Origin of the sequence: Micromonospora sp. NPDC050784, assembly GCF_044456765.1 — a bacterium.
In the GTDB taxonomy this organism is placed as follows: Bacteria; Actinomycetota; Actinomycetes; order Mycobacteriales; family Micromonosporaceae; genus Micromonospora; species Micromonospora foliorum.
In genome coordinates this window covers 44,141-63,248 of record NZ_JBITGG010000004.1, presented here as the reverse complement: position 1 = coordinate 63,248, position 19,108 = coordinate 44,141, and the positions used below count along the sequence as shown (strand labels likewise).

Below are 19,108 nucleotides of genomic sequence, written 5' to 3'. Positions count from 1 at the left end.
GGCCCGGCCGTGGCTCAGGGCAGGGGGCAGGCTTCCCGGGACGCGTCCAACGTGCGGTCCTTGCGGATCGACGCGAAGCCGTAGCCGACGGTGGTGACGCAGAAGTCGTCGGTCGAGCCGGTGTACTCGACGTGGAAGACCGGCTTGCCGGCGTCGGTGAACGGCAGCAGCTTGGCGCACTGGGCCAGCCGGACGCACTCCTCGTTGACCGCGAAGTCGAAATCCGGGGCCAGCGCGGCGAGCTGCGGCACGTCGTTGGCCAGCCCGGGGGAGAGGCTCAGCGAGCGGGCCAGCTCGGCCAGCCGGCGGTTGAACAGCAGTTGGTCGTCGAAGTCGAGCGGAAATCCGGTGCGGGCCGCGTACCCGTCGGCGTCGAAGAGCGCCACCGCGCCGAAGCCCTTGCCCCGGCAGAGGCGGAACCGGTCGGCCAGCACCGGCCGGAGCGCGTCCCAACTCCGGACGTCCAACCACCGGCTGTCGGGTCGACGCCCGGCCGCCCCCCGGACGACCTCGGGGAACCGGCTGGCGTCCGGGTCGGCGGAGCGGACCGAACCCACGCTCACCTGACAGATCAACCGGCGGTCCCGGGAGCGCAGCTCGGCGGTCTGCGCGGCGGTGGTGGCCACCGGGTCGAGCAGGAAGACCTCGGCGTCCACCGCCGGGTCGAGTGGGCCGCTGACCTGCCACTGCCACTGCCAGTGCCGGGCCTGTTCCGCCGGCCACGCGGTGGGCGCGCCGGGCGGGGTCAGTGCGGGCCGGCACCCGTACACCGGCACCACCAGCACGAGAGCGACGCCGGCGGACAGGACGCGGCGCAGTGGGCGTACGGCGATGCGTCGCCGCGGCCGGATCCGCATCGGCAGCTCCCGGGTCCCGGACGGCCGGTCGCCGCCCGCACCGGTACGCGGCCCCCACGCTCCGGCCCGACGTACCTCACCGGGTCAAACGAGCGCGGGGGCGGGAACGACGCGCGGTCAGCGCGGTGCCGCGAAGACCTGCGTCCAGTACGGTCCGTTGCTGCTGGCGATGCCGACGCCGATCTGCGTGAACGCGCAGTTGAGGATGTTGGCCCGGTGACCGGAGCTGTTCATCCAGGCGTCCATCACCGCGGCCGGGTTCTGCTGGTTCCAGGCCACGTTTTCGCCGTACGTGCGCCAGGCGTAACCGACCCGGTCCAGCCGCGTGCCGGCGTTGCTGCCGTCGCTGCCGGTGTGCGACATGTTCTGGTGGTCGGCCTGGTCCTGGCTGTGCCGCTGGGCGGCCGTCATCAGCTTGGTGTCGATGCTCAGCGCCTTGCAGCCGGCCTTGGCCCGCTCGGCGTTGACCAGGTCCACCACCTCGCGGGCCTGGGCGCTGACGGTGCCGCCGGTGCCGTTGGTACCGGTGGAGCTGCCGGTGTTGCTCGGCGCGCTGCTGCGCTGGACGCTGCGGCGCGACGCGGCGGTGCTCCGCGTCGACGCCGGCGTGGGCTTGACGACCCTGCTCGGCGACGGGCTCGGAGAGGCCGTGCTGGGGGTGGCGGACGGGGAGGGCGCGGCGAGGGTGTCCAGTGCCGGCTCCTCGGTCGGCGGCGCCGACGTGACGAAGGTGTCGTCGATGGCCGTCGGTTGCGCGGCCCCGTCGTCACCGCCGGGCAGGGTGAGCGCGCCGACGCCGAAGCTCACCACGAGGGTGGCGGCCGCGGCGGCGCCTCCGATCATCAGTGGCCGGCGCCAGCGGCGTGGGGAGCGGTGCCGTCCCTCGCCGGGTCGTCCGGTCTCGGCGGTGCCGTGCCAGCCGTCGGTGGTCTGCGGGTCGGTGTCGGTGTGCCAGCCGCCGGGCGTCTCGGTGTGCCAGCCGCCGGTGGTGTCCTGGGCCGGGCGGCTGTCGCCCCAACCGCCGGTCTCGCCTTCCGGCTGGTGGGCCGGCCCGGCGAGGGTGTGGGCGTCGGCCGGCTCGGCGGGGGTCGCCGGGCCCGACTGCCAGCCACCGGTGGGCTGTTCGCGGTGCCACTCGTCGCCCGGCTGACCGGGTTCGTCGCCGAAGAGGTAGGCCGAGCGGGGCTCCGGGCGGTCGTGCAGCCAGGCCGGCTCGTCGGTCGGTCCCTCGGCGCGCCGGGGGGCGCCGTTCGGGTCCATCGGATCGGTCCAGCCGTACACGCCTATGCCTCCAGGGGTCGGTTGCGGGCCGGGCTGACGCTACGGCGCGCCTACGACCTGCGGCAACGTGGCTAAGAAAGAGTTAAGGGGAAGTCGGACGCCAGGGTGCGGACTTCCGCGGATCCGGGCGTACAGTAAAGGCGTCCGGACAGAGAGTGTCCGTGCCTTGCGGCAGCCCCCCGACAAGTGGACAGGTCGACGTGGAGATGATCTACGGCCTGCGAGAACTTGACGAAGGAGGGGTTTGCGGCTCAATATATAGGTGTCGCCAGTCGCGCCCGGTCATGCCCAGATACAGCCTGGAATGACAGCCGCGTATGAATTGGGCGCGCGTTGGCCGGCCTTTCCGGCAGCGCATATCAAGGAGTCAGCATGGCGAAGGCCCTCTACGGCCACGTAGGTGCAGCGCCCGACCGGCGTCTGCTCGACGAGGTCACCCGACTGCGTTCCAGGGTTCAGGCACTGGAGTTCGAGATCACGCGTCTGCGTGCCGACAATGATCGGCTCGCGGCGGCTGCGGCGGAGGCGGACGATCTACTCCGTCTGGCCGAGCCGGCGCTGACCTGATCTCCAGGTCGTAAAAACTGAATCGCACCATCGCAAAAATGCGCGCCGACACCTCTGTGCCGGCGCGCAACACTGTCCGGCACCTTTTCGACGGCGAACGATTCATGATCTTGCGATGGGTCGCCCGGGAAGCACTCCTCGCAGTTCCCGAAAAGCGCCTCGACGGATAAGCCGATCATGAAAGGCGTTTGTCTTTCTCGCGGCTGACGGAACAACAGCGCGCCCACGGTCGACGCGACGTGGGGCGGGTCGCGTGCCGGCCCGCTCCCACCGCCGGGTTAGTCTGCGAGTTCACCCAGGTCCCCGCAGCCGGCGACGGTACGGCGGCCACCGGACGAGGATCGAGTAGGTGTATCTCAAGAGCCTGACGGTGAAGGGGTTCAAGTCCTTCGCCTCCGCCACGACGTTGAAGCTGGAGCCCGGGATCACCTGTGTGGTGGGCCCGAACGGCTCAGGCAAGTCCAACGTCGTCGACGCCATCGCCTGGGTCCTCGGCGAGCAGGGCGCCAAGGCCCTGCGGGGCGGCAAGATGGAGGACGTCATCTTCGCCGGCACCGCCGGCCGGGCGCCGCTGGGTCGCGCCGAGGTCACCCTCACCATCGACAACACCGACGGCGCGCTGCCGATCGAGTACACCGAGGTCTCCATCACCCGCCGGATGTTCCGCTCCGGTGAGAGCGAGTACGAGATCAACGGCAACTCCTGCCGGTTGCTCGACATCCAGGAGCTGCTCTCCGACTCCGGCATCGGCCGGGAGATGCACATCATCGTCGGGCAGGGCCGCCTCGACGGCATGCTGCACGCCAAGCCGGAGGACCGCCGGGCGTTCATCGAGGAGGCGGCCGGCGTCCTCAAGCACCGCAAGCGCAAGGAAAAGGCGCTGCGCAAGCTCGACGCGATGCAGACCAACCTCAACCGCCTCACCGACCTCACGGCCGAGCTGCGTCGTCAGCTCAAGCCGCTGGGCCGGCAGGCCGAGGTGGCCCGGCGCGCCGCCGCCATCCAGGCCAACCTGCGTGACGCCCGGTTGCGCCTGCTCGCCGACGACCTGGCCACGCTGCGGACCACACTGGACCGGGAGATCGCCGACGAGACCGCGCTGCGCGAGCGGCGCGAGCAGATCGAGGGTGAGCACGCCGAGGTGCAGGGCCGGCTCGGCGAGCTGGAGGCCGCCCTGGCGGAGGACGCTCCGCTGCTGGCCGCCGCCCAGGACACCTGGTACAAGCTCTCCGCCCTGCAGGAACGCTTCCGCTCGATCGAGCAGTTGGCCCGCGAGCGGTTGCGGCACCTCAGCGCCACCGGCGACGACGAGCGACCCGGCCGCGACCCGGACCAGCTGGAGGCCGAGGCGGAGCGCGTCCGCGAGCAGGAGGAGGAGCTGCGCGGCGCGCTCACCGACGACCAGATCCGCCTGGCCGAGGCGGTCGAGCACCGTCAGGAGCTGGAGCGGCAGCTGGCCGCCGCCGAGCGCGAGCTGGTCGCCGCGGCCAAGGCCATCGCCGACCGACGGGAGGGGATGGCCCGGCTCACCGGCCAGGTCAACTCCGCCCGGGCCCGGACCACCAGCGCCGGCGAGGAGATCGAACGCCTCGCCATCGCGCACGCCGACGCGCTGGGCCGCGCCGAGCAGGCGCAGGCCGACCTGGACGCGGTCGCCGCCCAGTCCACCGAGGCCGACCGGGACAACGCCGACCTGGACGCCCGGCACGCCGAGGCGGTCGCCGTGCAGGAGCGGGCGCAGGCCACCGTGCGGTCGCTGTCCGACGCCGAGCGGGCGGCGGAGAAGGACGCCGCCACCTGGAAGGCCCGGGAGGAGGCACTGGCGCTCGGGCTGCGGCGCAAGGACGGCGCCGGGGCGCTGCTCGCCCGCGCCGGCGACGTGCCCGGCCTGCTCGGCAGCCTCGCCGGGCTGCTCACCGTCGCGCCGGGCCACGAGGCCGCGCTGGCCGCCGCGCTCGGCGGTCTCGCCGACGCGGTCGCCGTCAGCGGGGTGGACGAGGCCGTCGAGGCGATGCGCCTGCTCAAGATCTCCGACGCCGGTCGGGCCGGCCTGCTGGTCGGTAGCCCGGCGGGGCCCGGTATGACCGGCTCCGCGGACGCGCTGCGCCCGAAGCTGCCGGACGACGCCCGGTGGGCGCCCGACCTGGTGGAGTGCAGCGCCGAGCTGCGTCCGGCGGTGCACCGGGCCCTGCGGGACGTGGCACTCGTCGACGATCTCGCCGCCGCCGCCGAGCTGGTCGCCAGCAACCCCGAGCTGCGGGCGGTCACCCCGGACGGTGACGTGGTCGGGGCGTACGCGGCGGCGGGCGGGTCGGCCAAGGCCCCCAGCTACATCGAGGTGCAGGCCGCCGTCGAGGAGGCCCGCGCCAACCGGCTCACCGCCGAACGCGCTGGCCTGGAGCTGCGTGACCAGTTGGTCGAGGCGCGCGCCGAGGTGGCAGCCGCCAAGGAGGCCGTGCAGCACGCCGCCGCCGAGAAGCGCGAGGCGGAGAGCCACCGCAACGCCGCCGCTCGCCGGTTGGCCGAGCTGGGCGCGGCGGCCCGGTCCGCGAAGGCGGAGACCGACCGGCTCGGCGACTCCCGCTCCCGCGCCGAGGCGGCCCGGCAACGGGACCTCACCGCGCTCGCCGAGCTGGAGGAGCGGCTACGGCTGGCCGAGGAGACCCCGGTCGACGCCGAGCCGTCCACCGAGGAACGGGACCAACTGGCGGCCATGGTGCCGCAGGCCCGGCAGAACGAGATGGAGGTCCGGCTCGCCGTGCGTACCGCCGAGGAGCGGGTTTCCTCGATCGCCGGCCGGGCCGACTCACTCGCCCGGCAGGCCACCGCGGAGCGGGCCGCCCGGGAACGTGCGGCGGCCCGGCGGGCCGCCCGCGCCCGGGGGGCGGGCATCGCGCGGTCCGTCGCCGGTGGCGCCCGGGAGGCGTTGACCCGGTTGACCACCTCGATCGCGACCGCCGAGGAGCACCGCGACGCGGTCGCCCTGGAGCGCGCCGCGCGGGAGGCGGAGCTCCAGGAGGTACGCGGAGCGGCCAAGCGGCTCGGCGCGGAGCTGGAGCGGCTGACCAGCCAGGTGCACCGCGACGAGGTGGCCCGGGCCGAGCAGCGACTGCGCATCGAGCAGTTGGAGGCGAAGGCCGCCGAGGACTTCGGGCTGGACGTGGAGACGCTGGTCGCCGAGTACGGCCCCACCCAGCCCGTTCCGCCGACCCAGGTGGACGTCGCGGCGGCCGAACGGGACGGTCTGCCGGTGCCCGAGCCGGTGCGCTACGAGCGGCCGGTGCAGGAGAAGCGGGCCGCGAAGGCGGAACGCGAACTCGCCCTGCTCGGCAAGGTCAACCCGCTCGCGCTGGAGGAGTTCGCCGCCCTGGAGGAGCGTTTCAAGTTCCTCTCCGAGCAGTTGGAGGATCTCAAGGCCACCCGTCGGGACCTGCTCACCGTGGTCAAGGATGTGGACGAGCGGATCCTGGAGGTCTTCGCCAGCGCCTTCGAGGACACCGCCCGGGAGTTCGAGCAGGTGTTCACCGTGCTCTTCCCCGGCGGCGAGGGCCGGCTGATCCTCACCGAGCCGGATGACCTGCTCACCACCGGCGTCGAGGTGGAGGCGCGCCCGCCGGGCAAGAAGATCAAGCGGCTGTCGCTGCTCTCCGGTGGTGAGCGGTCGCTGACCGCGGTGGCCATGCTGGTGGCGATCTTCCGCGCCCGACCCAGCCCGTTCTACATCATGGACGAGGTGGAGGCGGCCCTGGACGACGTCAACCTGGGCCGGCTGATCCTGTTGCTGGCACAGTTGCGGGAGAAGAGTCAGCTGATCGTCATCACGCACCAGAAGCGGACGATGGAGATCGCCGACGCGCTCTACGGCGTGACCATGCGCAGCGGGGTCACTCAGGTGATCAGCCAACGGCTCAACCGGGCCGACGAGGACGACCAGCGGCACGGCCGCGGCGAGGAGAACGGGTAGTGGCTCGGGAACGCGCGACGGCGCTCCTGCTGGATCTGGATGGCGTGCTGCGCCGGTTCGACCCGGCGGTCGCCGCCGAGGTGGAGCGGGAGTACGGCCTCGCCGACGGGGTTCTCCTCGAGATCGCCATGCAGTGGGGCCGGCTTCAGCCGGTGCTCACCGGCCGGCTCAGCCACGCCGAGTGGGTGAGCAGCGTGGCGGACGCGCTCGCCGAGCCGGCCGGTGGCCCGGACCGGGCCCGCGCGGCGGTGGAGCAGTGGCAGCGCTACCGGGGTGAGGTGGACACCGAGGTGCTCGACTTCGTCCGCGAGGTACGTGCCGCCGGGATCAGGGTCGGCCTGGCCACCAACGCCACCGACCTGCTCGACGCCGACCTGACCGCGCTCGGCCTGGTCGGCGAGCTGGACGTGGTGGTCAACTCCTCCACGCTCGGGGTGCACAAGCCCGCCCCGGAATACTTCCAGGCCGCCTGCCAGGCGCTGGCCACCCCGCCGGCCCGGGTGCTCTTCGTCGACGACGAGGACTGGGCCGTACGGGGTGCCCGGTCCGCCGGGCTGTCGGCGCACCGTTGGGGCGGCCACGCCGACCTGCGCTACCTGCGGGCGGCCCTGGACTACTGAGCGCCTGTCACTCGCCGGTGACGCCGTCGATGCGTTCCCGGATCAGGTCGGCGTGACCGTTGTGCCGGGCGTACTCCTCGATCATGTGGACGTACACCCAGCGGAGGTTGAAGGTGCGCTTCTTCGCGCTGACCTCGGTGAACGTCTCGTCGAGCGAGTGACCGGCGGCAGCCTCGCGGGCCAGCGCCACCTCGCGGTGGAAGGTGGCGAAGTCGGCCTCGGCGTTGGCCGCGCTGACGTCGTGGTCGGCGTCCGGTGTCTCCGGGGTGAAGTACGGGTAGTCGACCTGCTGGCCGGCGAAGTTCTCCCGGAACCACCAGGCCTCGACCTCGGCCAGGTGCCGGACCAGGCCGAGCAGTGTCAGCCCGGAGGGTTCCACGCTCGGCGTCCGCAACTGCTCCTCGGTCAGGCCGGCGCACTTGAGCAGCAGTGTCTGTCGGTGGTAGTCGAGCCAGCCGTCGAGCATGGTGCGCTCGTCGCCGACGTACGGTTCGGGGGTCCGGGTGATCTCCGGTGCGATCCAGGTCATGCCGCGCATCCTGCCCGGCACCTCGGACACGCCGCGACGGGTTATCAGGGCACCACGACGACGGGCCAGCGTCCGGCGCGGACCAGCCGGGTGGCGACCGAGCCGACCAGCCGGTGTCCGGCCTGCTCGGAGGCGCCGACCACCACCATGTCGGCCTGGAACTCGTCGGCCGCCGCGCGCAGCTCGGCGTACGCGTCGCCGCGCCGCACCAGCAGGGTCACCGGAATGCCCCACTGCTCGGCGCCGCGCCGACACTCCCGGCGCAGCTCGTCGGCCAACTCGTCGTGGGTGCGCTGGACCGCGCCGGCGTCCATGCCGGGCACCAGGGCGGTCAGCCCGCTCGGCGAGCTGACGAAGACCACCACCAGGGCGGCGCCCTGCCGACGGGCCAGGCCCGCGGCGTAGGAGCCGGCCCGCTCGGAGGTACGGGTGCCGTCGACGCCCACCATGATCATTCGAGGCCCGTCCGTGCCGCGCTCGAAGGGCAACGGTCGGGTCCGGGGGCCGTACTCCTCGCGGTCCGGTGCTCCCACGCCCATGGCTCTACCTCACCTCTGCTCGCCGGTACGGATCACGGGTGCGCCAGCCCCGGCGGCGAGTGTCGATTCCCGCTCGACCTCGTCGGAAACCGGGTTGCCGTTGTGCTGGCGCAGTGGCACCTCCTTGATGAAGGCCACCGCGATCAGCGCGATCAGGGCGAACGGGGCGGCGGCCAGGAAGATGTCACCGGCGCCGTGGCCGTACGCGCTCTCCACCACGGCCCGCAGCGGGCCGGGCAGGGTGTGCACGTCGGGCAGGGCGCCACCGCTGCCGGAGCTGGACGCCGGGATGCCGAGTTGGGCCAGCCCGTCGGCGGTGTAGTCCTTGACCTTGTGGGCGAGCACCGCGCCGAGGGCGGAGACGCCGATCGCGCCACCCAGGCTGCGGAAGAACGCCACCACCGAACTGGCCGCGCCGAGTTCGTGCGGGCCGACGGTGTTCTGCACGGCGAGGACCAGGTTCTGCATGGTCATGCCCAGGCCGACGCCGATCACCAGCATGTAGACGCTGAGCAGGGTGAAGCTGGTGTCGGCGCGGAGGGTGCCCATCAGCGCGAAGCCGACGGTGAGCAGCGCCGAACCGATCACCAGATACCGCTTCCAGCGGCCGGTCTTGCTGATGACCCGCCCGATGACCGTGGAGGCGACCAACAGGCCGAGGATCATCGGCAGGGTCATCAGACCGGACATGGTCGGGCTCTGACCGCGGCTGATCTGGAAGTACTGGCCCAGGAAGATCGACGCGCCGAACATGCCCACACCGACCGCGATGCTGGCGACGACGGCGAGGGTGATGGTGCGGTTGCGGAACAGCCGCGGCGGGATCATCGGCTCGGCGGCCCGGGTCTCGACCCGGATCGCCAGCGCGCCGAGGACCAGGGCACCGACGACCATGGCGGCGGTCTGCCAGGAGGCCCAGGCGAACTGGTCGCCAGCGAGCGAGACCCAGATCAGCAGCACCGAGACGGCCGCGGTGATCAGGGTGGCGCCCCACCAGTCGATCTCGGCCTTCCGCTTGACAACCGGCAGGTGCAGGGTCTTCTGGAGCACGATGAGCGCGAGGATGGCGAACGGCACCCCGACGTAGAAGCACCAGCGCCAGCCGAGCCAGGAGGTGTCGACGATCACGCCGCCGATCAGCGGGCCGCCGATGGTGCCGACGGCCATCACGGCGCCGAGGTAGCCGCTGTAGCGGCCGCGTTCGCGGGGCGCGATCATCGTGGCCATGATCACCTGAGCCAGGGCGGTGAGGCCGCCGGCACCGACGCCCTGGAGCACCCGGCAGGCGATCAGCTCACCGGTGCCCTGGGCGAGGCCGGCGAGCACCGAGCCCAGCACGTAGATCCCCAGGGCCAGCTGGACCAGGGTCTTCTTGCTGGTCAGGTCGGCCATCTTGCCCCAGATGGGGGTGGTCGCGGTGGTCGCGAGCAGGGCCGAGGTCACCACCCAGGTGTACGCGGACTGGCCGCCGTGCAGTTCGGTGATGATCCGCGGCAGCGCGTTCGAGATGACCGTGGAGGAGAGGATCGCGACGAACAGGCCCAGCAGCAGGCCGGAGAGTGCTTCCAGAATCTGCCGGTGGGTCATGGTCACGGCGGTCGCCTGGGGAGGCGCTGTCGCCTGGCTCATCGTTTGTTGCCTCCGAGCGGAGTCGAGGTGGAACGGCGGGGCTGGTACGCACGGGCCGCCTGTGAGTTGCCTGAGGCAACCGTATGCCTTGGTTGCCTGAAGCAACAACTTGTGGGACCGGTGCCCTATTCCCCGGTCCTGTACGGCTACTGCCAGGCGTCCCTGGCGGTGTGCGGCTACTGCCAGGAGTCGTTGAACCGGCCGAGCAGCCGGGCGAACTCCTCCACGTCCCGTTCTGGCCAGCCGTCCAGGGCGCGCAGGAACTCGCCCAACCGGGCCGAGCGGGCGACGTCGAACCGGCGCTGCCCCTCCTCGGTGAGGCTGATCTGCGCGGCCCGCCGGTCACTCGGATCGGGGTCGCGGTGAACCAGACCGAGGACCTCCAAAGCGTTGATCTGCCGGCTCAGCGTCCCCTTGCCCACGCCCAGCCGCGCCGCCAACTCGGTCAACCGGATCGACCCGCTACGACGCAACCAGAGCAGCAACCCGTAGGTGTTCGGCTCCAGGTTCGGGTGCACCTCCCGGGCGATCTCCCAGGAGACCGCCCGGCCACGGCGCAGCAGAGCGGTCAACTCGTGCTCGACCGCCCGGATCGGCTCCGGCAGGTGCTCGTCCACGGCGTAGAGACTACGGCGCTGCCGGCTCGCCACTGGCGGAGAGTCGACGCCGCATCACCGGGCGTAGGTGCCCGTCCTTCGTCGTGCCCTCGATGACCACGTCGGCCCCGCGCCCCCGATGGGTCAGGGTGGCCACCGCGTTGCCGAAGTACGGGCCGGCCAGCTTGCGCCAGCGCAGACCCGGTCGGCGTACGCCCGCCGAACGGGCCAACGCCCGGGTGGCCCCGGCCGGACCGGGCGACCAGCCCAGCCGCATCAGCGGACGGATGCCCGCCGGCACCTGGTTGTGGATCGGCGAACAGGTGAGCTGGTGCACCGGGGTGACCACCGCAGGGTCGGCGAACCGGGCCCGCGCCACGTACGAGTGGTGCACGTCACCGGAGAGCACGCTGATCGACGCCGGTGGGGCGTACGCCGGGCCGGCCCCGATCCGGGCGCCGGACTGCCGCGGCGTGCCGGTGCCGATGCGGGCGAACGTCTCGGCGAGCGCCTCGAAGGACCGTCGGAAGGCCGCCCAGTGCTCCAGGTCCAGGGCGCGGCGCAGCTTCTCCGCCCCGCGCGCCACCCACGGCCGGCGCGAGTCCGCCAGTTTCTCGTTCCACGCCTCGATGTGGTGGATGCCCTGCGGCAGTAGCCAGGGCAGTGAGGCGCCCACCACCAGGTGGTCGTAGACCCCGTGCGCCTGGTCGAGGAACCAGGCCCACTCGCCGGGGGGCAGCATCGCCCGGCTGTTGGGCTCGAGCACCCGGCTGCACCGGTTGTCCAGCATGACCAGCCGGGTCCGGCCCAGGTCCAGTGCGTAACTCCACTGATACTGCACCGCGCGCCAGCGCTCGGTGTCGTGCGCGAGGTCGGACTCCTGGTCGACCCGGTGGCCGAACTCGCGCAGCACGCCTGTGGCGTCCTCGGCGGCGGCGACCTTCGCGAAGACCGGATCGGCGACGATCTCGTCCGGGGAGAGGTTGCCCAGGTGCTGGTAGACCCAGTACGAGGCGAGCCCACTGCCGATCCGCTCCTGCCACCACGGCTGCTCGCGCACCTCGGCTCGCCACGCCGCCGAGGTGTTCCAGTCGTCGATGATCTCGTGATCGTCGAAGATCATCACGCTCGGCACGGTGGAGAGCAGCCAGCGGATCTCCGGATCACGCCAGGACTCCAGGTAGAGCTTGGTGTACTCGTCGAAGCTCACCACCTGGTCGGCCGGAGCGCCCTTCGGCCGCCGCCGCCGTCGACGCAGCAGCCGGCGCACGGTCGGCGAGGTGACGTCGGCGTACACCTGGTCACCGAGCAGCACCAGCAGGTCGGGCAGCGGGTGCGACTCCGGGTCGGCCATCAACCGCCGGGCGTACGCGTCCAGGGCGTCCGGTGGCAGCTTGCGGGTGGTGGCGTGCTGGGTGGTCTCCCGGCACGAGCCGAAGATCAGATTGACCGGCTGGTCCCGATCGTCCGCGGCGCGGGTGCGGATCACGCTCGGCGGGAACCCGCTGCTCGGCACCGGCCAGACGATCTCGTCGTCGACCAGCACCTCGTAGGTGGTCTCGCTGTCCGGGGCGAGCCCCTCCACCACGACGAGGGCGTAGTGGTGCTCGTACGCCGAGAAGGTGGGCGCGGTGCCGGTGGCGCCGCTGGCGGTGCGGACGGTGACCACGGCGGGCGCCGCCGTCTCTACCCAGATCGTCGCCCGGGTGTCCACCACTCGCCGCAGAAGTGGGCCGATGAGGAGGTGTGCGGCGGACATGCGGCCGAGCCTACCGCCGGTTAGCTGGCGCCGGCCGCGTGCGGTGCTGAGACCCCGGGCACCGCTCGGGGTGCGGTGGCTGAGGCTCCGGGCACCGCTCGGGATGCGGTGGCTGGGGCTCCGAGCACCGCTCGGGGTGCGGTGGCTGGGACGCCGCCGCCCGCATCTGACAGGATTCCGGCATGGCCGAATATCTCGTCCTCGCTCTGGTCCTGCTCGGTGTGCTGATCGCCGGCACAGTCGGGCTGGTCGTGCCGCGGTTGCGGCGGCGGCCCGAGCCCCCGCTGCCGCGCACCGAGGTCGACACCAGGGCCGAGGAGGATCTCGCCGGGCCACCGGTCGAGGCACCGGAGTCCGATCTGTCCACCGGCGTCCTGGTCGAGCCGCCGCCGGTGCTCGCACCGCAGGTCGAGGTCCCCGAGCCGACCGCCGGGCGGCTGGTCCGGCTCCGCTCGCGGCTGTCCCGTTCACAGAACGTGTTCGGCAAGGGCCTGCTCGGCCTGCTCGCCCGCGACCACCTCGACGAGGACGTCTGGGAGGAGATCGAGGACAGCCTCATCACCGCCGACGTCGGCGTCGACGCCACCCGCGACATCGTCGACCGGCTCCGCGAGCGCACCCGGGTCCTCGGCACCCGCTCGGCCTCCGAGCTGCGGGCACTGCTCGCCGCCGAGCTGGTCAACGCGCTCGACCCGAGCCTGGACCGCTCGTTGCGGACCGCCCCCAAGGACGGCGTGCCGGCGGTGGTCCTGGTCGTCGGCGTCAACGGCGCCGGCAAGACCACCACCTGCGGCAAGATCGCCCGGGTGCTGGTGGCCGACGGTCGCAGCGTGCTGCTCGGGGCGGCGGACACCTTCCGGGCCGCCGCCGCCGACCAACTGGAGACCTGGGGCTCGCGCGTCGGCGCGGAGACCGTCCGGGGGCCCGAGGCCGCCGACCCGGCCAGCGTCGCCTTCGACGCCGTCAAGCGCGGCATCGACACCGGCGTGGACACCGTGCTCATCGACACCGCCGGCCGCCTGCAGAACAAGGTCGGCCTGATGGACGAGCTGGCCAAGGTCAAGCGCGTGGTGGAGAAGCAGGGCCCGATCGACGAGACACTGCTCATCCTGGACGCCACCACCGGGCAGAACGGCCTGGAGCAGGCCCGGGTCTTCACCGACGTGGTCAACGTGACCGGTGTGGTGCTGACCAAGCTCGACGGCACCGCGAAGGGCGGCATCGTGATCGCCGTGCAGCGCAAGCTCGGCATCCCCGTGAAGCTGGTCGGCCTCGGCGAAGGCAAGGACGACCTGGCCCCGTTCGACCCGGCGCAGTTCGTCGACGCGTTGCTGGGGACCGAGGCCACCGGCCGGGACGCGTAGTCTCGGGTGACCACTGACGATCGCGCGTACGCGGGCTGGCGTGACCCCGGCCATCCGTCGCAGCGCCTCGGGAGACCGTACGTGACTTCGCAGGAGATCCCGCTGCACGGCGGCAACGTGAGCACCGTTGTCCGCGTGGGTGACACGGTCCGGCGCAACGCCGGGCCGTGGACCCCGTCCGTGCACGCGCTACTGCGCCACCTGGAGTACGTGGGGTTCACCGGCGCCCCCCGAGCCCTCGGGATGGACGAGCGCAACCGTGAGGTGCTGTCGTACCTGGAGGGGGAGTGCGGAGAGTATCCGCTCGCCCCGCACTGGGTGACCGACGAGGCCCTGGTCACCGTCGCCACCATGCTGCGGATGTTCCACGACGCCCAGTACGGCTTCACGCCTCCGCAGTCGGCGGTCTGGCGCTCGTTCGGGCCCCCGCCACCGGACACCGAGGTGATCTGCCACCACGACGCCGCGCCGCACAACGTGATCTGGCGTCCGGACGGCACCCTCGGGCTGATCGACTTCGACCTCGCCTCGCCCGGAGCGCGGATCTACGACGTGGCGTACGCGGCCTGGACCTGGGTACCGATCTTCGCGGACCGCGACTCGATCACGCTGGGCTGGAAGCACCCGGACCGGCCCCGCCGCCTCCGGCTCTTCGCCGACGCGTACGGGCTGATCCCGCGGGACCGGCACCGGCTGATCCGGACCATCCGGAAACGGATCGTCGACCACGTCGAGGGGATCCGCCGGATGGCCGCCGCCGGTGAGCCGGCGTTCGTCCGGATCGTGCACAAGGGCCACCTGCGCCGGCCGATGCGCGATCTGCGGCTGCTCGACTACGAGCGGCACGCCCTGGAGAACGCCCTCCGCTGAGCGCCGGTCGGTCGATGCCCGGCCGGGCCCGTAACCCGTACCGGTCCTTTGCTCGGCCGGGCCCGGCACGCGCACCGGTCGATGCCGCTGACCGGTCAGCCATCGACGTTCGCCGTCCGGTCGATCCACAATCGTCCATGCTGCTGACTGTGCGGAGTTCGTGACACGTCCGAAACAACCCGTCACGAAACGGAAACCCGCACGGGACCCAAAGTGAAACAGCCGGCCGCGAAGCTTCCGCGCAACCGGCCTACGGGCGACGCTGCCCCGGAAAGCCGCGAAGGAGGACTTCACCTTTAGGAGGCCAGCGTGCCTGAAGCACCGACGATCGACGGCGCCAATACCACGTGGCTGCTGGTTTCGACCGCGCTCGTGCTGCTCATGACCCCCGGACTGGCGCTGTTCTACGGCGGCCTCAACCGGGCCAAGGGCGTACTCAACATGATGATGATGAGCTTCTCGGCTATCGGGCTCATCTCTATTCTGTGGTGGTTCTACGGATTCAGCGTCGCCTTCGGGGCCGACGTGAACGGTTTCTGGGGCGACCCGGGCGCGTACCTCGGCACCAAGACCTTCCTCGCCGAGACCGACCTGTGGGGTGCCACGGCGGAGAACCCCAGCGGCATCGGGGTCCCGCTCTACGTGTTCATGGCCTTCCAGATGGTCTTCGCGGTGATCACCGTCGCGCTGATCAGTGGTGCCATCGCCGACCGGGCCAAGTTCGCCGGCTGGCTGCTGTTCGCCTTCGGCTGGGCCACCCTGGTCTACTTCCCGGTCGCCCACTGGGTGTGGGGCGGCGGCATCATCGGCGGTGACATCCACGCACTGGACTTCGCCGGTGGCACCGCGGTGCACATCAACGCCGGTGCGGCGGCCCTGGCCGTGGCCCTGGTCCTCGGTAAGCGGCTCGGTTGGCCGCGTGAGGGCATGAAGCCGCACAACATCCCGCTGGTCGCGCTCGGTGCGGGTCTGCTGTGGTTCGGCTGGTTCGGGTTCAACGCCGGCTCGGAGCTGACCGTCGACTCGGTCGCCGGTCTCGCCTTCATCAACACCCAGCTCGCCACGGCGGCGGCGGTGCTCGGCTGGATCGCTGTCGAGTGGGTCAAGACCCGCAAGCCGACGATGGTCGGTGCCTCGTCCGGCGCCGTCGCCGGTCTGGTCGCCATCACCCCGGCCTGTGGCTTCATCGCGCCGTGGGCGTCCGTCCTGCTCGGCATCGTCGCCGGCGCGGTGTGCGCGCTCGCCGTCAGCCTCAAGTACAAGCTCGGCTACGACGACTCGCTCGACGTGGTGGGCGTGCACTTCGTCGGTGGTTGGATCGGCTCGCTCTGGCTGGGCCTCTTCGCCACCAACTCGGTCAACGCCGCGATCACCGACGTGGTGGGCGCCTCCGACGGTCTCTTCTACGGCGGCGGCGCGACCCAGCTGGGGCGTCAGGCCCTCGCCGGCCTGATCGTCACCGCCTGGTCGTTCGGCATCGCCTGGGTGCTCGCCTTCGTCATCGAGAAGACGATCGGCTTCCGCGTCAAGGGCGAGGCGGAGGTCGAGGGCATCGACATCGCCGAGCACGCCGAGAGCAGCTACGACCTGTCCCCGGCCGGCGGCGGCACGGGTAGCGCGTTCGCGATGGCCGGCATCGGCACCCCCGGTGGCGGCACGGCGAGCGGTGCCAAGCCGGAGGCGGAGCCCGCCGAGCCGGTAAGCGAAAAGGTCGCCGGTTAACGTTCCTGGGATGGAGGGGTTGGACATGAAGCTGGTGACCGCAGTCATCAAGCCGTACCAGCTGGACGCGGTGAAGGAGGCCCTGCACGCCCTCGGGGTGGCCGGGCTGACCGTCAGCGAGGTTCAGGGGTACGGGCGGCAGAAGGGGCACACCGAGGTCTACCGGGGTGCCGAGTACACGGTCGAGTTCCTGCCCAAGATCCGGGTCGAGGTGCTCACCGACGAGATCGACGTGGACAAGGTGGTGGACGCCATCGTCGGCGCTGCCCGTACGGGCAAGATCGGTGACGGCAAGGTCTGGGTCACCGGTGTCGAAGAGGTCGTCCGGGTACGTACCGGCGAACGCGGCCTAGACGCACTCTGACCTCGGCCACGACTGACATGACCTCGTTGATCAAGAAGAACGCGTCAGGAAACGCCGACGACGGCGACGCGAACCTCTTGATCAACGAGGTCGTCGGGGTTCCCGGGGGGATCGGGGAGGCGGCCCGGCGGGGGCGGGCCGCCGCTTACGACACCTTCTTACGAGGGTTGTTGCCGGCGCGGGACGGGGTGGCACTGCTAGCCGTCGGGGGGTTGGGTCGGCGGCAGTGCGCCCCGTACGGCGACCTCGACCTGGTGCTGGTGCACGCCGGGGTGCCCGGCACGGACGAGTTGGCCGCCTCGGTCTGGTACCCGATCTGGGACGCGGGCCTGCGGCTCGACCATTCCGTACGCACCGTCGCCGAGGCGCTCTCGGTGGCCCAGGACGACGTCAAGGTCGCCCTCGGGCTGCTCGACGCCCGGCTGATCGTGGGCGACCAGGCGCTGGCCGACGCGCTGATCCGCACCGCCGCCGACCACTGGCGGCGTACCGCCGTGCGGCACCTGCCCGGCCTGCGGGAGGTCACCGAAGCCCGCTGGCAGGCCCACGGTGAGCTGGCGTTCCTGCTGGAGGGTGACCTCAAGGAGGCCGCCGGTGGTCTGCGCGACGTGGGGCTGCTGCGGGCGATCTCCGCCGCCGGCATCACCGACGCGCTGCGTCCCGCCGTACGCGCCGCCCACCTGCGCCTGTTGGACACCCGCGACGCCCTGCACCAGCAGGTCGGCCGACGGGTCGACCGGCTGGTCGCCCAGGAGCGCGACGGGGTGGCCACCCTGCTCGGCCTGCGACAACTCCAGCCCGGCGCGTCTGACGCCGCGAGGCGGCCTGGAGCCGTCGTGGAAGACGGCGACGCGCTGCTGCGTCGGGTCGCCGGTGACGCCCGCACGGTCAGCCACGCCCTGGACGACGCCTTCCGGGCCGCCGACCGGCTGCGCTCCGGTCGGTCCCGGGGCGGAAACGGCCGCCCGGCCCGCCGCCCGGTCGCCCGCGACGTGGTCGAACACGACGGCGAGCTGGTGCTCGCCCGTACGGCGATCGGGGCGCGCCCCGACCCGAGCCTCTCGCTGCGGGTGGCCGCCGCGTCGGCCACGACCCGAATCCCCATCGCGCGGGCCACCTGCGAGTGGCTGGCGGCCTACTGCCCGCCACTGCCGGCCCCTTGGCCGGCCGAGGCCCGGGCCGCGCTGATCACCCTGCTCGGCGCCGGTGCCGGCCTGGTGCCGGCCTGGGAGACCTGCGACCGGTACGGGCTGGTCGACGGTTGGCTGCCGGAGTGGACCCGGCTGCGCAGCCTGCCCCAGCACAACCCGGTGCACCGCTTCACCCTCGACCGGCACCTCGTGCAGACCGCGCACGAGGCCAGCCGGCACGCCCGCGAGGTGGAGCGCCCCGACCTGCTGCTCCTCGGCGCTCTCCTGCACGACATCGGCAAGGGCCTCCCCGGTGACCACAGCACCGTCGGTGTGCCGGTTGCCCAGGCGGTGGCCACCAGGGTCGGTCTGCCCGCCCCGGAGGTCGAGCTGATCGGCAAGCTGGTCCGGCTGCACCTGCTGCTGCCCGACGTGGCCACCCGCCGGGACCTGTCCGACCCGGTCACCATCGCCTCGGTGGCCGAGGCGGTCGGTGACACCGGCACCCTGGATGTGCTGCACGCGTTGGTCCGCGCCGACGCGGCGGCGACCGGGCCGGCGGCCTGGTCCGACTGGAAGGGCCGACTCGTCGCCGAACTGGTCGCCCGGGTACGCACCGCGCTGGACACCGGCGTACTCCCCGAGCCACCCGCCCCGGACCCGGAGCTGCTGGCCGGGCCACTGCCGGTCGTCCACCTGACCGGCGACCGGGTGTCGGTCGCGGCGGCCGACCGGCGTGGCCTGCTCGCCACGGTGGCCGGCTGCCTGGCGCTGCACCGGCTGGAGGTGATCTCCGCGGACGCCTCCGCCGTCGACGGCCGGGCCCTGGTCGAGTGCCGGGTGCAGCCGCGCTACGGCCTTCCTCCGGACCCGGTCCCCCTCCGCGCCGACCTGCGTCGGGCCGTCGCCGGTGACGTATCGGTCACCCAACGGCTGCGTGGCCGTGCGCTCGCCAGCCGTGGCGGCGGCGCGGCTCCACGAGTGGTCTGGCACCGCGAGGCGGCCACCGACGCCGTACTGCTGGAACTGCGCGCCGCCGACGCCGCCGGGTTGCTCTACCGGGTCGCCTGTGCGCTCGACGAGGCCGGTGCCCTGGTCCGCGCAGCCCGCATCTCCACCCTCGGCGCCGACGTGGTCGACGCCTTCTATCTGGTCGGCGGTTGGCCGGACGACGCCACCCGGGCCCGCCTGGAGGCCGCGGTCCTCGCCGCCGTCTAACCGCCCCGCCCCCGCCCCGCCCCGCCCCCGCGCCGCCCCCGCACTCCCGCGTCGATCTTGCACTTACTGTCCCCGCTTACCGCGCAAAAGCCGCATAGT

The 19,108-nt window shown here is 72.3% G+C and carries 15 protein-coding genes; 8 read left to right on the top strand and 7 right to left on the bottom strand.

Going from position 1 to position 19,108, the window contains the following annotated elements:
- Positions 1–14 precede the first annotated feature (14 nt).
- Together ACIBD9_RS06620 and ACIBD9_RS06615 are read right to left on the bottom strand one after the other, a co-directional pair.
- The gene (locus ACIBD9_RS06620; protein WP_396715166.1) at positions 15–857 is read right to left on the bottom strand and encodes an endo alpha-1,4 polygalactosaminidase; all 843 of its coding nucleotides are present in this window, start codon (positions 855–857) and stop codon (positions 15–17) included.
- Positions 858–974: 117 nt separating this feature from the next.
- Positions 975–2,138: a CAP domain-containing protein gene (locus ACIBD9_RS06615; protein WP_396715164.1), complete on the bottom strand. Its 1,164-nt coding sequence runs from the start codon at positions 2,136–2,138 to the stop codon at positions 975–977.
- A gap of 372 nt (positions 2,139–2,510) precedes the next feature.
- Here ACIBD9_RS06615 and ACIBD9_RS06610 point away from each other — a divergent pair, with 372 nt between their 5' ends.
- The 3 genes from ACIBD9_RS06610 (at position 2,511) to ACIBD9_RS06600 (ending at position 7,289) form a co-directional block, all read left to right on the top strand.
- Positions 2,511–2,705: a hypothetical protein gene (locus tag ACIBD9_RS06610; RefSeq protein WP_030487463.1), complete on the top strand. Its 195-nt coding sequence runs from the start codon at positions 2,511–2,513 to the stop codon at positions 2,703–2,705.
- A 349-nt stretch (positions 2,706–3,054) separates the two neighbouring features.
- Positions 3,055–6,669, top strand: a complete 3,615-nt coding sequence (gene smc / locus ACIBD9_RS06605; protein WP_396715162.1) for a chromosome segregation protein SMC — start codon at positions 3,055–3,057, stop codon at positions 6,667–6,669.
- Positions 6,669–7,289 carry an HAD family hydrolase gene (locus tag ACIBD9_RS06600; protein ID WP_396715160.1) on the top strand — a complete coding sequence of 207 codons (621 nt, stop codon included), beginning with the start codon at positions 6,669–6,671 and terminating at the stop codon, positions 7,287–7,289. Before smc ends, ACIBD9_RS06600 begins: the two co-directional genes overlap by 1 nt.
- Before the next feature lie 7 nt (positions 7,290–7,296).
- Here the strand turns inward: ACIBD9_RS06600 and ACIBD9_RS06595 are convergent, their stop codons facing one another.
- The 5 genes from ACIBD9_RS06595 to ACIBD9_RS06575 form a co-directional block, all read right to left on the bottom strand.
- Entirely contained in the window at positions 7,297–7,818 is a 522-nt protein-coding gene (locus ACIBD9_RS06595) for a DinB family protein (RefSeq protein WP_396715158.1), read from the bottom strand.
- Between the two features lie 44 nt (positions 7,819–7,862).
- Entirely contained in the window at positions 7,863–8,357 is a 495-nt protein-coding gene (locus ACIBD9_RS06590) for a universal stress protein (RefSeq protein WP_238661341.1), read from the bottom strand.
- A 9-nt stretch (positions 8,358–8,366) separates the two neighbouring features.
- Positions 8,367–9,986: an MDR family MFS transporter gene (locus ACIBD9_RS06585; protein WP_396715155.1), complete on the bottom strand. Its 1,620-nt coding sequence runs from the start codon at positions 9,984–9,986 to the stop codon at positions 8,367–8,369.
- Positions 9,987–10,162: 176 nt separating this feature from the next.
- Positions 10,163–10,603: a MarR family transcriptional regulator gene (locus ACIBD9_RS06580; protein WP_354971450.1), complete on the bottom strand. Its 441-nt coding sequence runs from the start codon at positions 10,601–10,603 to the stop codon at positions 10,163–10,165.
- Between the two features lie 10 nt (positions 10,604–10,613).
- Positions 10,614–12,341: an alkaline phosphatase D family protein gene (locus ACIBD9_RS06575; RefSeq protein ID WP_396715153.1), complete on the bottom strand. Its 1,728-nt coding sequence runs from the start codon at positions 12,339–12,341 to the stop codon at positions 10,614–10,616.
- A 182-nt stretch (positions 12,342–12,523) separates the two neighbouring features.
- Between ACIBD9_RS06575 and ftsY the strand changes: the two genes are divergently transcribed.
- The 5 genes from ftsY (at position 12,524) to ACIBD9_RS06550 (ending at position 19,009) form a co-directional block, all read left to right on the top strand.
- On the top strand, positions 12,524–13,705 hold the full coding sequence (gene ftsY / locus ACIBD9_RS06570) for a signal recognition particle-docking protein FtsY (protein ID WP_396715151.1): 1,182 nt from the start codon (positions 12,524–12,526) through the stop codon (positions 13,703–13,705).
- A 6-nt stretch (positions 13,706–13,711) separates the two neighbouring features.
- On the top strand, positions 13,712–14,575 hold the full coding sequence (locus tag ACIBD9_RS06565; RefSeq protein ID WP_196921516.1) for an aminoglycoside phosphotransferase family protein: 864 nt from the start codon (positions 13,712–13,714) through the stop codon (positions 14,573–14,575).
- Between the two features lie 309 nt (positions 14,576–14,884).
- The gene (locus ACIBD9_RS06560) at positions 14,885–16,297 is read left to right on the top strand and encodes an ammonium transporter (protein ID WP_396715148.1); all 1,413 of its coding nucleotides are present in this window, start codon (positions 14,885–14,887) and stop codon (positions 16,295–16,297) included.
- Between the two features lie 25 nt (positions 16,298–16,322).
- Complete coding sequence (locus tag ACIBD9_RS06555) at positions 16,323–16,661, top strand: P-II family nitrogen regulator (RefSeq protein WP_172862163.1); 339 nt, start codon at positions 16,323–16,325, stop codon at positions 16,659–16,661.
- A gap of 17 nt (positions 16,662–16,678) precedes the next feature.
- Positions 16,679–19,009, top strand: coding sequence for a [protein-PII] uridylyltransferase (locus ACIBD9_RS06550; RefSeq protein ID WP_396715147.1), 2,331 nt, complete (start codon positions 16,679–16,681; stop codon positions 19,007–19,009).
- Positions 19,010–19,108 lie beyond the last annotated feature (99 nt).

Coding starts and splice junctions, on each gene's coding strand:
- ACIBD9_RS06575 (WP_396715153.1), bottom strand. CDS start 12,341: ATGTCCGCCGCACACCTCCTCATCGGCCCACTTCTGCGGCGAGTGGTG.
- ACIBD9_RS06585 (WP_396715155.1), bottom strand. CDS start 9,986: ATGAGCCAGGCGACAGCGCCTCCCCAGGCGACCGCCGTGACCATGACC.
- ACIBD9_RS06590 (WP_238661341.1), bottom strand. CDS start 8,357: ATGGGCGTGGGAGCACCGGACCGCGAGGAGTACGGCCCCCGGACCCGA.
- ACIBD9_RS06595 (WP_396715158.1), bottom strand. CDS start 7,818: ATGACCTGGATCGCACCGGAGATCACCCGGACCCCCGAACCGTACGTC.
- ACIBD9_RS06620 (WP_396715166.1), bottom strand. CDS start 857: ATGCGGATCCGGCCGCGGCGACGCATCGCCGTACGCCCACTGCGCCGC.
- ACIBD9_RS06610 (WP_030487463.1), top strand. CDS start 2,511: ATGGCGAAGGCCCTCTACGGCCACGTAGGTGCAGCGCCCGACCGGCGT.
- ACIBD9_RS06550 (WP_396715147.1), top strand. CDS start 16,679: ATGACCTCGTTGATCAAGAAGAACGCGTCAGGAAACGCCGACGACGGC.
- ftsY (WP_396715151.1), top strand. CDS start 12,524: ATGGCCGAATATCTCGTCCTCGCTCTGGTCCTGCTCGGTGTGCTGATC.
- ACIBD9_RS06555 (WP_172862163.1), top strand. CDS start 16,323: ATGAAGCTGGTGACCGCAGTCATCAAGCCGTACCAGCTGGACGCGGTG.